The sequence below is a fragment of the Carboxylicivirga caseinilyticus genome, assembly GCF_050589785.1.
Taxonomy (GTDB): Bacteria; Bacteroidota; Bacteroidia; order Bacteroidales; family Marinilabiliaceae; genus Carboxylicivirga; species Carboxylicivirga caseinilyticus.
Genome location: NZ_JBNGOX010000009.1, coordinates 58,786 through 72,658 on the forward strand (window position 1 = coordinate 58,786; position 13,873 = coordinate 72,658).

Below are 13,873 nucleotides of genomic sequence, written 5' to 3' on the forward strand. Positions count from 1 at the left end.
GTCGTCTAACTTTTAAACCATTAAATTAAAAAAACATGAAAAAATTAATATTAGGTGCATTTCTAACAATTTTTATAGCCAGTGCAAGCCAGGCTCAAAATCGCCCTAGTCCTGAGGAGCGTGTAAAGCAACAAACTGAGCAAATGGCTAAAGACCTGAATCTAACTGAAAAACAAAAAGAACAGGTAACTGAACTTAATAAAAAGTTTGGTGAGAAAATGAAAAAAATGCGTGACGAGAATCAGGGGAACAGAGAGAAGATGCGTGAAGCCATGGGTGAGTTGCGAACAGAACGTAATACAGAACTTAAAAAGATATTAACTGACGAACAATATAAAAAGTACCTTGAGCTGGAAGAAAAAAGAATGAAAGAAAGAGGTAACAGAGGTCCGGGAGGAGATCGTCCAAACCGTTAAAATCAGAATTCTATTATAAGATTTGGGTTTAAATACATTCAACCTGCAGCTAAAGATGTTGCAGGTTTTTTTTTATACAATGCATAATCCATCTAAAAAGCTTAATTTCGCAGCTGAAAATACATTATAATGGATTCAACAAGACAAAAGAAAATATCACGTTTATTACAAAAAGAAATTAGCGAGCTATTTCAGAAAGAAATGCGTGAACTGGCGATGGGAGTTATGGTTACTGTAACAGTTGTTCGAATCTCACCCGATTTAGGTCAGGCTAAAGTTTATTTAAGCATATTCCCGGCCAATAATATTGATGAAGTGTTTAACCATATAGTTGAAAACGGTCACCTGGTTCGATTTGCCCTTGGCAAAAGAGTGGGTAAACAAATGCGTATCATTCCCGAACTAAAATTCTTTAAGGATGATAGCCTCGATTATCTTGATAACATTGATCGCCTGTTAAAACAATAAAGCCCATGCAGTACGATCCAATAAAACGCTCTTTAGGAAAGGTATTCAATCAGACTCCTGCTCTCCGCATCCTGTTTTATCGACTTCTTGACCTACTATTGCTACGGTCGTGGTACATTCGTCGGGAATTAAAGAAGAAAGCTTCACAATCAAATACTGATTTAACGGTATTAGATGCAGGAAGTGGATTTGGGCAATACGATTATTTTATGTCATCACTGGGTAAGAAATGGAAAATTACCGGAGTTGATGTTAAAGAAGAACAGATTGCTGACTGTAATCAATTCTTTAATAAGATTGGCAGAGGCAACAGAGTTCAATTTGAGATTGGAGATCTTACAAAATATGTAAAGCCCGACACTTACGATCTAATACTTTCGGTTGATGTAATGGAACACATCCTTGAAGACGAACTTGTATTTGAAAATTTTCATAAATCAATGAAAAAAGGTGGAACATTACTTATTTCAACTCCTTCTGACCAGGGTGGGTCTGACACCCATCATCATCACGAAGAAGATGGCATTCATGGATTTATCGATGAACACGTGCGTGACGGTTACAACGCCAATGATATCAGACAAAAGTTGGGAAAAGCCGGTTTTTCAGAAATTGAAACACATTATACCTACGGAAAATCCGGCAGTTTATCCTGGAAATTATCAATGAAGTTTCCAATTCTGATGCTCAATGCCAGTAAGTTGTTTTTTATCATTTTACCGTTTTATTATATACTTACATATCCAATTGCTTTTATTCTGAATATTGCAGACACTGCATCAGAACAAAAAACAGGTACCGGCTTAATGGTGGTTGCCCATAAAAATAATAAATGAATATTGCCTATAACATAGCCCGCCGATATTTATTTGCTAAGAAATCACAAAATGTCATTAATATCATTTCTCTGATATCAATGGTTGGAGTTCTTACTGCAAGCATGGCATTATTGGTTGTGTTATCGGTATTTAATGGTTTACACGATTTTGTAGGTAATCTTTATGGAAACTTTGATCCGGATTTAAAGGTGGTACCTGTTGAAGGTAAAGTCTTATCACTGGATTCAATAGATCTGGATGCCATAAAACAAATTGAGGGAGTTGAGTTTATATCTCAGACAATAGAAAATCAAGCCTTACTAAAATTTGATAAACGAAGGGCTCCTGCTGTTGTGATTGGTGTTGACAGTATCTTTAATAAAATCAGTCGAATTGACTCCATTATAGTAGATGGAGAATTCAAACTACAGCATAATCAAAATAATCTGGGGGTTATTGGTGGAATTCTTGCCGATCAATTGGCCTTGCGATTAAATTTTGTCACTCCATTGGTAATATATGTTCCTAAACGTACTGGCAATGTAAACATGATGGCGCCACAGAATGCGTTTCTACAGGAATACATTAATCCGAGTGGAATTTTTATGGTTCAGCAGGTCGAATACGACAGCCAGTACTTAATTATTGGAATTGATCAGGCCCGTCGTTTATTTGAATATAATTCAGATATTGTTTCCGCCTTATACATTAAAGTAAAAGATCCGGACAAAGCAAATTTGGTTAAACTACAGATTGAAAAGATCTCAGGAAACCATTTGAAAGCTCTTAACCGCGAAGAGCAACACCAGTCATTTTACAAAGTAATGAAGGTTGAAAAGCTGATGGCTTACCTGATATTATCCTTCATACTGGCCATTGCTGCATTTAATGTAATTGGCACCATGTCGATGCTGATATTTGAAAAGAAAGAGAGCATATTCACTCTGAAAAGCATGGGAGGCGACAGGAAACTTATCACCCGCATCTTCCTTACTGAAGGATTACTTATTTCTCTTTTAGGTGTAATTATCGGACTACTGCTGGGAATTGTTCTTGTACTTGCACAGCAATATTTTGGAATAATTAAGTTCTCTGGTTCCGGTTCATTTATAGTTGATGCATACCCGGTTCAACTTGTTTGGAGTGATGTACTACTGGTGCTTGTTACGGTTTGTATAATAGCGTATCTGGCAGCATGGTACCCAGTAAAAGTAATCGTTAAAAGGTATTATTCCGAAACAGGAATGCCCTAACTTGAATAACGATCAGCTATTAGGTCCAATGTATCTAATACTCCCTGAATGCTTTTTTCAGTTAAGAGCTTAATTCTTAATTCACGAATATCTGGTAATTCGGTAAAGACTTTGGCCAGATGACGTCGGGCATGCAATATACCAGCCTTCTCATCAATATAATTAACAGATCGTCCGACCAGATCCTTTAGTATTTCAACCTCTTGCCGAATTGTCATTGGAGGTAACAATTCTCCGGTCTTCATATAATGCTTTATTTCTTTAAAAATCCATGGCCTTCCAATAGATGGTCGTCCAACCATTAAGGCATCCACACCATAACGGTCAATTAGCATTCGTGCCTTTTCAGGACCAGTAATATCACCGTTGCCAATAATAGGGATATTCATTCGTGGGTTGTTTTTAACCTTACCTATCAGGGTCCAGTCAGCCTTACCTGAATACATTTGTTCGCGTGTTCGTCCATGAATGGAAAGAGCCGCTATACCTAGATCCTGTAACTGCTCAGCCAGAGTCTCAATCACCAGACTATTCTCATCCCAACCTAATCTTGTTTTCACAGTAACCGGCACTTTAACAGCTTCAACAACTGTTTTAGTAATCTCAAGCAATGTTGGAATATCGCGTAACAAACCAGAACCGCTTCCTTTAGTAGCAATTTTTTTTACCGGACAACCAAAGTTTAAATCTATAACCTCAGGATTTGCTTCTTCAGCCAATATTGCAGCTTCTTTCATCAGGTCTACATCACCACCATACAACTGTATACCTACAGGTCGCTCATTCTCTGTAATTTCCAATTTACGAACCGTTCTGTTTACACTGCGCACCAGTGCCCTTGCCGAAACAAACTCGGTGAACATCATATCCGCTCCCATATCCTTACACAACGATCTGAAAGAGGGATCCGTTACACTCTCCATAGGTGCCAACAACAACGGATGCTCTCCTAAATCAAGACTTCCAATTTTCACTCTACACAAATTTTGGGCAAATATACAATATTCTCACAAGGGTAAATCGCTGTTAATTACTCGCATAAAAATGTGAATAACTTATTTTTTTTTAACTTTCCTTCAGTCAGTTTTTTATTTACCTTGTTTACCCGATATGCAGTGTGTAAAAATAACCATCGCCCTCTCATTTTTCATTTTTGTGCTATACTCTTGTTCGATAGATAACATGAACGAAGAGACTGCCATAAATGAAACAATTGTTGCTGCTCCTGATTCTATGGTTGTTGCACAGCTTATTCAAAAATCACTCGAGACCTACAACTCAAAACAAAATACCGATGAGGCATACGACAGTTTCTTAAAAGAAGCTGAAGAACTTGCTATCAACAATCACCTCAAATATCAGCTGTTCGATATTTATAACCTGGTTGGCAAACGACTGAGAAACAAATCGTATTATGCCAAGGCAATGAGTTTTCATCAAAATGCACTTGAAATTGCTGAAGAACTGGAAGATCCCTCTCTACTTGCTGAGATATACAACCAGATGGGAACTGTTTACAGACGTGTTGATGAAAACAGTAAGGCGCTGGATATGCATATGAAATCGCTAACCATCGCTGAAAACAATAAAGATTCATTTCATATAAGCACTGCCATTAATGGAATTGGTAATGTGAGTTTCAATCTAAACCGTAACCTGGCAGCTATTGAATACTTCCAGCGATCACTTGATCTTTCAAGAAAAATGAATAATGTTTTAGGTATGGCTATTAACACCAATAATATTGGCGATGCTTACCAAAGATTAAATAATCAGGACTCTGCACTTTTTTATCACTTCGAGTCATTGGATTACAACTCTAAGATAAATAGTAAAGTTGGTCAGGCAATTTGTTACAACAGTATCGGCAGGGTTTATACTGCGAAGAAACAATACCGACTGGCATTGGAATATTTATTTAAAGCCTTAGAAGCTAACACCGAGTCGGGCGATGTTATGAATGTAGCGATTAGTTACTCTAATATAGGTAGAACCTACCTTGATGACAACTACCCCGATGCAGCCATTTTATATTTGAATAAAGCCTTAAAAAATGCCCAGGCAATCGGATCGAAATATACTGCCGAAGAGGCTTCCAATTACCTTTCTCAGGCCTACGAGAAAAAAGGTATGATCAACAAAGCTTTGGAATATCACAAAATCAGTTCAGCATACCGCGATAGTACAATCAATGAAAAAAATATTTTTCACATGGCTATGGCGGAAGATAATTACCTGGAAAACACTCGTAAGCTTAAGGTGGAAGAATTAAGCAAACAGACTTTGTTGCAAAAAAATAAAATCGACAGGCAAAAATTCCACATCATAACAGTGATAATTGTTGCTGTAGTTATCTTTATTATCACTCTGTTATTTGCTTTTCAAATTCGTTTACGTAATCGATATAAAACACTAAAATTTCAGCAGCGCTTATTGAGAAGTCAAATGAATCCTCATTTTATATTTAACGCTTTAAGTGCTATACAAGTGTTTATCCTGGAGAATGACATGAATAAATCAAGTCATTTCCTTTCTGATTTCTCTAAACTGATGAGACAGGTTTTGCGAAGCAGTAACTTCGAATACATTTCTATTAATGAAGAAATTGAAATACTACAATACTATTTAAACCTTCAACAATTACGTTTTTCGCCACCTTTTGAATACGACTTATTTGTAGATGAAGAGCTCAAAAAATCAAATGCCATGGTTCCTCCTATGCTAATTCAGCCATTTATTGAAAATGCTATCGAACATGGAATCAGACCCATTGGCAATGGAGGTGAGATCAAAATCCGTTTTAAACGAGGTGGCTATGGCATTATTATTGAAGTAGAAGATAACGGTATTGGTATCGATTACGCTAAAAACATCAATAAAACAGGTAAGAACCATGATTCCATGGCGATTAAAATTACCCAGGAACGTCTGGATATTATGAGGAAAGATACAAGGAAAAAAACTGTTTTAGTGATTTATGATAAACGTAGCAAAGGTATAGAATCACAAGGAACCGTTGCTCATATAGAAATACCTGTAATAACCAATAAATCATAAAAGTGGGGAAGGATATGTCACAGATAAAATTGTTAATAGTTGAAGATGATTTATACAACCAAAGGGCTGTCGAAAAAACTATTGAAAACCATTTTCAGGAAATTGAAATAGTGGCAAAAGCAACAAGCGTGAAAGAAGGCCTGGAAGCGATTGAACAACATCATCCCGACTTATTAATTCTTGACATTCACTTAACCGACGGAACCTCATTTGATATATTACGCCAAAGCGATTACAATTCATACAAAGTAGTTTTCATGTCTGCCTATCACGAATATGCATTGGAAGCACTTAAATTTTCATCTGTCGATTTTGTATTTAAACCATTTGATATCAATGAACTTATCATCGCAATTGACAAGGCAATTGATGAAATAATGGATGAATCATATGACATTAAGATAAAAGCATTGTTCGATAATATCGATTTCCAGAATAAAAACAAAAAAGTAGTTCTTCAGGGAAAACACAATGTAAAAGTTTGCCAGGTAGAAGAAATTGTATGGGCCAAAGCAATTGTTGGCGGCGCTAATTTTTATTTTGAAGATGGAAGCTACTTTTTCACAAGTAAACCTTTAAGACGATACGAATCCATTTTGTCAACACACGCTTTTTTCAGATGTCACCCCCATTATTTAATTAATCTTCTGAAAGTAAAAGAAGTAAAATACGACATGAAGCGAATTCATATGACAAACGATGATGAAGTTGCTTTTGAAACACGACGCTACAACCAACTAATCAACGCCTTGCATCCAAATATTCATAATTAATCCTTTTTAACATTTGGATCTTCAATAAAAAGAAATATTTTTAAAACCTTTTTAATCAACATACAGTACTATAATCTGATGTTGAATTTTTCTTTGGGGACAAAAATTATTAGGGTTAAATGTTAAGGTGGAGCTTTCTTTTGGGGATTATTTTTTCTTGTTTATTATCATCTGTAGCACAGGTTGACCAAATCTGGAGATACAGCTACCCTGAGTTTGGGGCAGGAATGAATAACAATCTTTATTTCAGAATTGAAAATAACAACTTTGTTAAGAACAATGAGTATTTCGGTGATTTCACTGAAGGTTATACTTTAATGGGCTATGCTTTACAACCCTCATTGATGTACTATGCCGGGTCTCAATTGAGGATAAAGGCTGGTTTGCATCTTGTGAAGTATAGTGGCATGGAAGAATTTACAGAAGTTGTACCAACTTTTTCAATTCATACTAAGTTAAGCGATAACCTTGACCTTATAATGGGAGGTTTACGAGGTGATGTACACCACCGTCTTTTGGAACCATTATTTAATCCGGAGAATCAATACACAAGACCCATTGAGAATGGCTTTCAGTTTATATATGACAACGACCGTTTATGGCTGGATTGGTGGATTGACTGGGAGCAGTTTATTGTTATTGGTGACACGAAACCAGAAAAATTTACAGCCGGTATCAGTACAGAATATAACATCAGAAAAGATGCCACCGATTGGCAGGTTAGTATACCCGGGCAGTTAATTGCCACTCATTTGGGAGGACAAATAAGCAATTTTGAAGAACCAATGCAATCACTGGCAAATATGGCCACTGGTGTAAAAATTCGTAAAGAAATTGGCACTGGCTTTATTCAACGGATTAGTCTATCTACCTATGGCGCATGGTACATGGATTTAACTGAAAAATCTGGCTTGCCTTTCTCCAAAGGACAGGCGTTGTACCCGGTGGCTGAAATAGGTTATAAATATGGATTATTAATGTTAGGATATTGGCATGCTAATAACTTTGTTGCCCCTAAAGGAAGCCATTTATTTCAATCTGTTTCAGACTATAAAGTGGTTAATGAAACAAGTTATTTTTATGAGCCAAAAAGAGATTTATTAAATGCTAAACTTTCTTTTTCAAAAGACTTTCTTCAGAAAATTAAATTTAGCGTGATGGTTGAAACTTATTATGATATTCCAAATGCACAGTTTGAGTATGCTTACGGAATGAATCTGGTTTTTAACCCCAACTTCTTTTTAAAGAAAGTACACTTCGATTAATACAGGTTAAAATTTCACATCCATTCCAATGTGAGGAATCCCATCTTCTAGATAGGTATCAGTAACTGTCTCATATCCTAAGCTGGCATAAAAAGCCTTCAGATATTTCTGGGCACTAATATGTATTTCATCCACTCCCCATCGTAATCTCATCCATTGCGATGCCTCTATCATAATGCGACGTGCCAAACCATTAAAACGTACTTCTTTTTTCACAACCAACCTACCTATTGATGCCTGGCTGAATCTTGTACCTTTATCCAACATACGAACATAGGCAACGATCTCATCTTCATCATCTTTTACCATCAAATGAAAAGCAACCTGATCATTATCATCCAGATCATTATAAACGCAATCCTGCTCAACTACAAAAATCTCCGCCCGCAGTTTTAACAATTCATACAATTCCTCAACACTTAATTCTTTGAATGATTTTATTACAGTCCTCATGAATAAATAGATTTCTGATTGTAAAACTAATCAAAACCTTAAACTCATACCACCATAAACATTAAAAGGTAGCCCGGGATAATAATAACGTGGGTTATTGTTACCAAAAGAAGGAGCATTTATCAGTACCATTGAGGCATAATTCGTATCGAATAGATTGTCGGCACCCAAATAAAGGTTTGTTTTAACATTACGTATGATTATATCTATGGCCAATTTAGCCCCGGTTTTGTTATAACCATGATATGATTTCGTATTGGCATCATTGAGATACTGCTGTCCAAACGATTTAAAGTTAGCATACAAATGAAAGGGCTTAAGATAGAAATGCCCGTCCATCGACAAAGAATAATCAGGTATACCCGGTAATTTATTACCGCGAAAATCTGTACCATCATCATTAAACTCCCTAAACTCATTTAACGAAGTAAAATAACCAACAGAAATATCAAATTGTCTGTAATTCTCAATCTCGAAGAGTATCTGATTAAAAGAAAACTCCAGACCCTTGTGATCTGTTGAACCTGCATTGAAACCATAAAAAACAGCATCACTCTCCCGTTTAGTAACAAGAAGATTTTTTAAGCTCATCCAATAAAGTGTCAGATCCAGTCGGGTTTGATTATCTGATGATACAAAACGATACCCAAAATCAATATTCATTCCTTCTTCCGCCTTGATATCAGCATTAAAAGATGCATCCGGCATTTGTGCTTCTTCCACCGAAGGAGCTGAAAAACCATGACCAATGGAACCATACAGATACATTTGCCTGTAGAAGTTATAATTTATCCCTAAGCGTGGAGACACTAACCATTTATATCGGTGAACATACTTCTCTCCTGAATTATTTTCTATGGTTGAATAAAATGTACGGTTTATATTTCCTGACCCTTGAAATGTCCACTTGTCATTTAACTGATATTCTACTAAAGCAAAAACATTTATATACGATCGGTTAATATTATTGGTGTTAAGCAATTCATCTTTACTTTCAGCATCCACACTGTAATATGCCAAATCGTTTTGTTCCCACATCAATTCAGTACCAATATCGGTTCTGAAACCTTTATTTTTATAGGTAAATTTATTTCTCAGACCTAATCCTGACCGTGTTTCATCCAATCTGTTAAAAGGCCTTAGTTCATTTAGGTCGGAGTAATTTAAAAAAAGGTTTAGTACATTGTTTGCCTTAGAAGATATTGGAGAACTGAATCCAAGATTAGCTAAATGCCTGTTTGATTCTTCGTACCCTTTTATCGATTTCCATGTATAAGCGGCTTTTTTAGGATCTTCAAAAAAATCAGTACTGTCGATTGAACTAGGGATTTGTCCATTCAGATACCTGAAATTATATAAGAAATGAAGATAACTTTTTCCTATTAATTGCCTCCCTTTAACGGTGAAATTGTAGCGATCATACTCACTGTTTTCACGCCAGCCATCAGTATGTAGCTGTCCTATAGAAACAGAATAAAATCCCGATTGATTTAATTTCAACTTTAAACTAAGTTGGTTTGATAGCGTTGAAAAACTTCCATATTCACTCTTGAACTGCACAGTATTATCCTTCAAGAGTGAACTCCACGGATCAATAAAAATAACACCGCCTAATCCTGCTCCATACAAAGCCGAAGAGGGTCCTTTCAAAACTTGTAGAGCACTAATATCACTTAATGATAAGTCTTCGATAGAAGTTACGCCATCTCCATTCGTTAATGGCATTTCGCCCCAATATGCTTTGATTCGGTTACTTTCGTAAGGAGTGCGCGATCCAACTCCACGGATGGTTATCCGGTTGGTACTCATGGTTCCCTGCTGCATAACAACACCCGGAACAGTATTGATCTGCTCTGACAGTTGGTATCTGTTCCCTGATAAAATCCGAAGAGAATCAATCATAGATACAGCTCCAGGCCAACGCTCCAGCTTTTGAATATAAACAGGAGCATTTATCTCTATTTCGTTAATATATTTTATTCGTAAGCTTGATAAAGTATCATTCTGACCAGTTGCTAAAATTGAACAAAACAATACCCATCCAAAAATAATTAATAACCGGCGGGTAATCATATTTATTGTGGAATCAGTTTTAATATTTTACCTGGTTTTTCAACTGCAACATAAATATAACCATCCGGACTCATCTCAACATTCCTTACTCTTCCGATACCTTCAAGCAAACGCTCCTGATTGACCACTTTTTCACCCTCTAATTCAACACGATGCAAATAATGAAAACTTAATGAACCGGTTAAAATATTGTTTTTCCAGTTTGGATATCGGTCTCCTTTCACAAAAGTCATTCCGCAAGGTGCGATCGATGGAATCCAATAAGTAATAGGCTGCTCCATACCAGCTTTGGCAGTATCATTGGTAAAAGTTGTGCCGTTATAATTGATTCCAAACGATATAACAGGCCATCCATAATTCTTTCCTTTCTCAATCAGATTGAGTTCATCACCTCCTTTGGGACCATGTTCATCCGTCCAGATGCGACCTGTGAATGGATGCATGCAAACACCCTGAGGATTACGATGACCATACGAGTAAATAGTTGAACGTGCGTTTTTATCATTCACAAACGGATTATCATAAGGTATACTACCATCATCATTAATACGATGAATTTTTCCACAATCATTATCTAAATACTGAGGATGCCGGTCGCGATTTCCCCTGTCGCCTACAGAAAAGTACAAATATCCATCTTTATCAAATTCAAGTTTTGAACCATAATGATGACGAGTCTCTGTTTGTGGCATTGCCAAAAATATTCTTTCCTGATCGACTAGCTTATTACCTTTTAAGCGGGCACGCATCACTGCAGTACTTGCCAGTTTTGGATCCTCTTCATTAGGAGAAGAATACGTAAAATAAAGCCATCCGTTTTTTTCATATTGAGGATGCAACTCAATATCCAGCAAACCTCCCTGTCCTCTGGCCACAATTTCTGGCAATCCAGTAATCTCCTGTTTGTCACCATTTGTTGTATATCGAATCATTCTGCCATCCCGTTCATTGATTAATAAATCTCCATTGGGAAGAAATTCCAACCCCCAGGGAACATCCAGACCATCAACAACAGTTTCAACAGTAAAATCCTGTACCTCGCTATGATGAACACCTGACTCACTAATGGTATACTCTTCCTCTTTTTCATCAGTCTGAGATGAAAGCTGCTTGATATAATCGGCTAATCCGTATATCTGTTCATCTGATAATCCATTTTGAAATGGTGGCATACCATAAGATTGGCGACCATTTTTGATACTATTAAATATTTCATCACGACCATTACCAAAAAACCATTTCCGATTGACAAAAGAAGATTTTTGAGCGTTATGACAGCCCATGCAATAGTTTTTAAACAGTTCTTCTGACTCCTGAATTGGAATTGCTTTGGGTTCAGTTGGCTTCAACCAGATAAAACCAACGGCTATTAATGCAATTAAGATAAAAGCAGTTAAAACAATCTTTTTCATGATGATAAGGTGTATTATTAACGTTCTAATACATACAACAAATCATCAGTTAGAATGTTAAGCACAAGCACATTTATCTTTGCTTTAATCTAGAATAGTTAACAACATATATTCCGGCAAAAACAACAATGCCCCCAGAAATTTGCCAGACCGAAAGTGATTCGCCCAAAATAAGCCAGGCAAAAAAGGCAGTCAACACAGGCTGTCCAAGAAGAGTTGGTGACACAGTTGTTGCTCTTAAATAACCCTGTGCATAATTAATAAGTGTCCAGCCGATTACATGAATACCTATACCATAAACTAAATAGATGATCCATGTTTTATCGCTGTAACCAGTAAAATTATAGTCTGAGAAACCAACTATCACACCCAATATTAAAGCTGCTGAAAAAGATGTGATTGACAAATATTGCAGGGTATTCATCAATTGACGACCTTTTTGAGTAATCAGGTAGTAAGTCCCATAAAACATACCTGCAATCAGGCTTAAAACTATACTCACCAATAATCCGTCCTTACTAATATAACTATGAGAAACCATTAATAATATACCTGCTAAGGTTATAGTCAGTCCAATCCAGAAGCCCTTCTTTTGTTTCTCTTTAAAGAATAACATTGCTCCAAAACCAACCCATAAAGGGGCAAGATTGGCCATTAATGTGGGAATAGTAGCATTACTTATTTCTATTGCCGTTGACCACAAAGCCGTATCAAAACCAAATGCAACACCTCCTAAAATTGCCATCACTATGCCTTTGGTTGGTATAGCAACAACTTTTCTCCATTTTAAAAGAAAGGGCATGATAAGCACCAACGAAGCGATAAAAACTCTGTAGAAGGCAGTTATCAAACCAGGAGCCTCAGCAGATTTAATAAGAATAGCTGAAAATCCAATAATTATAAGGCCTGCAAGCATAGCAGCATATGCCTTAAAAGTATTTTTATGGTGCATTATTTTGCTATGCGAGATTTAAAAATAATAGTGTAGCTATAAAAAGCCAATGCCAACCAAATAAAACTAAATGCAATCTTTTGTTCCAACGGAAAGCCTTCCTTGTAAATAAAGATTCCCAGCAACAACATAATTGTCGGACCAATATACTGCATAAAACCAACTGAAGTTAATGTAATACGCTTTGCCCCCTGAGCAAACCAATAAAGTGGCAAGGTTGTGACCACACCTGCTAAAATCAACAATGTGTCTGTTAATAAATCTCCCGCAAATAAATGACCTGTTCCATCAACCATCTTCCAAACAACATACGTTAATGCAAAAGGAGTCAATACCAGGGTTTCTATTGCAAGTGCAGGTAATGAATCCACACCACTTTTCTTTTTTAATAAGCCATATAAACCAAACGAAAATGCAAGGTAAATAGCTACCCAAGGAAATTGACCATAGTCAATTGTCAGATATAAAACAGAAGTAGCAGCTAACAATAAAGCAATGAGCTGTAGTTTACTCAATCTTTCTTGTAAAAAAATTATACCCAAGACCACATTCACTAAAGGAGTAATGTAATAACCCAAACTTGCCTCCACAATTTGGCCTGAATTAACAGCATAAATATATACACCCCAATTGCTGCCAACTAACAAACCGGTGATTATTAGGGTTAGTAAGGATTTTTTATTTTTAAAAATAACCCCCAGATGAAGCTTACCTCTTATATATAAGAAAATCACAACAAATATTAGTGACCAGAGAATCCTATGGGCGAGTATCTCCATTGCAGGCAGATGCGACAGTAATTTCCAGTATATGGGCAACAAGCCCCAACTTACAAAAGCTTGTGCTGTATAAAGATAGCCTTTAGCCTGTCCTTGATTATCATTTGTCATGACCCGAAATTATTAAGGCAGCTAAGGTAGAAATAAAAGCAAT

13 protein-coding genes are annotated in these 13,873 nt (G+C 36.4%); 7 read left to right on the top strand and 6 right to left on the bottom strand.

Annotated elements, in window-relative coordinates; translation table 11 throughout:
* Window positions 1-35: 35 nt before the first annotated feature.
* From ACRD62_RS06775 to ACRD62_RS06790, 4 genes are all read left to right on the top strand, one after another.
* Window positions 36-416 (top strand): Spy/CpxP family protein refolding chaperone, encoded by a 381-nt coding sequence (locus ACRD62_RS06775; protein WP_430819378.1) that lies wholly within the window; start codon window positions 36-38, stop codon window positions 414-416.
* Between the two features lie 129 nt (window positions 417-545).
* Window positions 546-884 (top strand): 30S ribosome-binding factor RbfA, encoded by a 339-nt coding sequence (rbfA, locus tag ACRD62_RS06780; RefSeq protein ID WP_430819379.1) that lies wholly within the window; start codon window positions 546-548, stop codon window positions 882-884.
* A 5-nt stretch (window positions 885-889) separates the two neighbouring features.
* Window positions 890-1,720, top strand: a complete 831-nt coding sequence (locus ACRD62_RS06785) for a class I SAM-dependent methyltransferase (protein WP_430819380.1) — start codon at window positions 890-892, stop codon at window positions 1,718-1,720.
* Window positions 1,717-2,955, top strand: a complete 1,239-nt coding sequence (locus ACRD62_RS06790; protein WP_430819381.1) for an FtsX-like permease family protein — start codon at window positions 1,717-1,719, stop codon at window positions 2,953-2,955. The genes ACRD62_RS06785 and ACRD62_RS06790 overlap by 4 nt, the downstream gene beginning before the upstream one ends.
* Here the strand turns inward: ACRD62_RS06790 and dusB are convergent.
* Window positions 2,952-3,929, bottom strand: coding sequence for a tRNA dihydrouridine synthase DusB (gene dusB, locus ACRD62_RS06795; RefSeq protein WP_430819382.1), 978 nt, complete (start codon window positions 3,927-3,929; stop codon window positions 2,952-2,954). The genes ACRD62_RS06790 and dusB overlap by 4 nt on opposite strands.
* Window positions 3,930-4,137: 208 nt before the next feature.
* Between dusB and ACRD62_RS06800 the strand changes: the two genes are divergently transcribed.
* From ACRD62_RS06800 to ACRD62_RS06810, 3 genes are all read left to right on the top strand, one after another.
* A complete protein-coding gene (locus ACRD62_RS06800; RefSeq protein ID WP_430819383.1) occupies window positions 4,138-6,012 on the top strand; it encodes a tetratricopeptide repeat protein in 1,875 nt (624 codons plus the stop codon).
* Between the two features lie 14 nt (window positions 6,013-6,026).
* On the top strand, window positions 6,027-6,785 hold the full coding sequence (locus tag ACRD62_RS06805) for a LytR/AlgR family response regulator transcription factor (protein ID WP_430819384.1): 759 nt from the start codon (window positions 6,027-6,029) through the stop codon (window positions 6,783-6,785).
* Between the two features lie 119 nt (window positions 6,786-6,904).
* The gene (locus tag ACRD62_RS06810) at window positions 6,905-8,050 is read left to right on the top strand and encodes a hypothetical protein (protein WP_430819385.1); all 1,146 of its coding nucleotides are present in this window, start codon (window positions 6,905-6,907) and stop codon (window positions 8,048-8,050) included.
* Between the two features lie 6 nt (window positions 8,051-8,056).
* Here the strand turns inward: ACRD62_RS06810 and ACRD62_RS06815 are convergent, their stop codons facing one another.
* The 5 genes from ACRD62_RS06815 to rarD all read right to left on the bottom strand — a co-directional run bounded on the left by ACRD62_RS06815 (window position 8,057) and on the right by rarD (window position 13,830).
* Window positions 8,057-8,503 (bottom strand): GNAT family N-acetyltransferase, encoded by a 447-nt coding sequence (locus tag ACRD62_RS06815; protein WP_430819386.1) that lies wholly within the window; start codon window positions 8,501-8,503, stop codon window positions 8,057-8,059.
* A gap of 30 nt (window positions 8,504-8,533) precedes the next feature.
* On the bottom strand, window positions 8,534-10,576 hold the full coding sequence (locus ACRD62_RS06820; protein WP_430819387.1) for a TonB-dependent receptor: 2,043 nt from the start codon (window positions 10,574-10,576) through the stop codon (window positions 8,534-8,536).
* 2 nt (window positions 10,577-10,578) lie between these two features.
* Window positions 10,579-11,988 (bottom strand): PQQ-dependent sugar dehydrogenase, encoded by a 1,410-nt coding sequence (locus tag ACRD62_RS06825; RefSeq protein WP_430819388.1) that lies wholly within the window; start codon window positions 11,986-11,988, stop codon window positions 10,579-10,581.
* Between the two features lie 73 nt (window positions 11,989-12,061).
* A complete protein-coding gene (locus tag ACRD62_RS06830; protein ID WP_430819389.1) occupies window positions 12,062-12,940 on the bottom strand; it encodes a DMT family transporter in 879 nt (292 codons plus the stop codon).
* Window positions 12,940-13,830 (bottom strand): EamA family transporter RarD, encoded by an 891-nt coding sequence (gene rarD / locus ACRD62_RS06835; RefSeq protein WP_430819390.1) that lies wholly within the window; start codon window positions 13,828-13,830, stop codon window positions 12,940-12,942. Before rarD ends, ACRD62_RS06830 begins: the two co-directional genes overlap by 1 nt.
* Window positions 13,831-13,873 lie beyond the last annotated feature (43 nt).

Coding starts and splice junctions, on each gene's coding strand:
- ACRD62_RS06775 (WP_430819378.1), top strand. CDS start 36: ATGAAAAAATTAATATTAGGTGCATTTCTAACAATTTTTATAGCCAGT.
- rbfA (WP_430819379.1), top strand. CDS start 546: ATGGATTCAACAAGACAAAAGAAAATATCACGTTTATTACAAAAAGAA.
- ACRD62_RS06785 (WP_430819380.1), top strand. CDS start 890: ATGCAGTACGATCCAATAAAACGCTCTTTAGGAAAGGTATTCAATCAG.
- ACRD62_RS06790 (WP_430819381.1), top strand. CDS start 1,717: ATGAATATTGCCTATAACATAGCCCGCCGATATTTATTTGCTAAGAAA.
- ACRD62_RS06800 (WP_430819383.1), top strand. CDS start 4,138: ATGAACGAAGAGACTGCCATAAATGAAACAATTGTTGCTGCTCCTGAT.
- ACRD62_RS06805 (WP_430819384.1), top strand. CDS start 6,027: ATGTCACAGATAAAATTGTTAATAGTTGAAGATGATTTATACAACCAA.
- ACRD62_RS06810 (WP_430819385.1), top strand. CDS start 6,905: ATGTTAAGGTGGAGCTTTCTTTTGGGGATTATTTTTTCTTGTTTATTA.
- ACRD62_RS06815 (WP_430819386.1), bottom strand. CDS start 8,503: ATGAGGACTGTAATAAAATCATTCAAAGAATTAAGTGTTGAGGAATTG.
- ACRD62_RS06820 (WP_430819387.1), bottom strand. CDS start 10,576: ATGATTACCCGCCGGTTATTAATTATTTTTGGATGGGTATTGTTTTGT.
- ACRD62_RS06825 (WP_430819388.1), bottom strand. CDS start 11,988: ATGAAAAAGATTGTTTTAACTGCTTTTATCTTAATTGCATTAATAGCC.
- ACRD62_RS06830 (WP_430819389.1), bottom strand. CDS start 12,940: ATGCACCATAAAAATACTTTTAAGGCATATGCTGCTATGCTTGCAGGC.
- rarD (WP_430819390.1), bottom strand. CDS start 13,830: ATGACAAATGATAATCAAGGACAGGCTAAAGGCTATCTTTATACAGCA.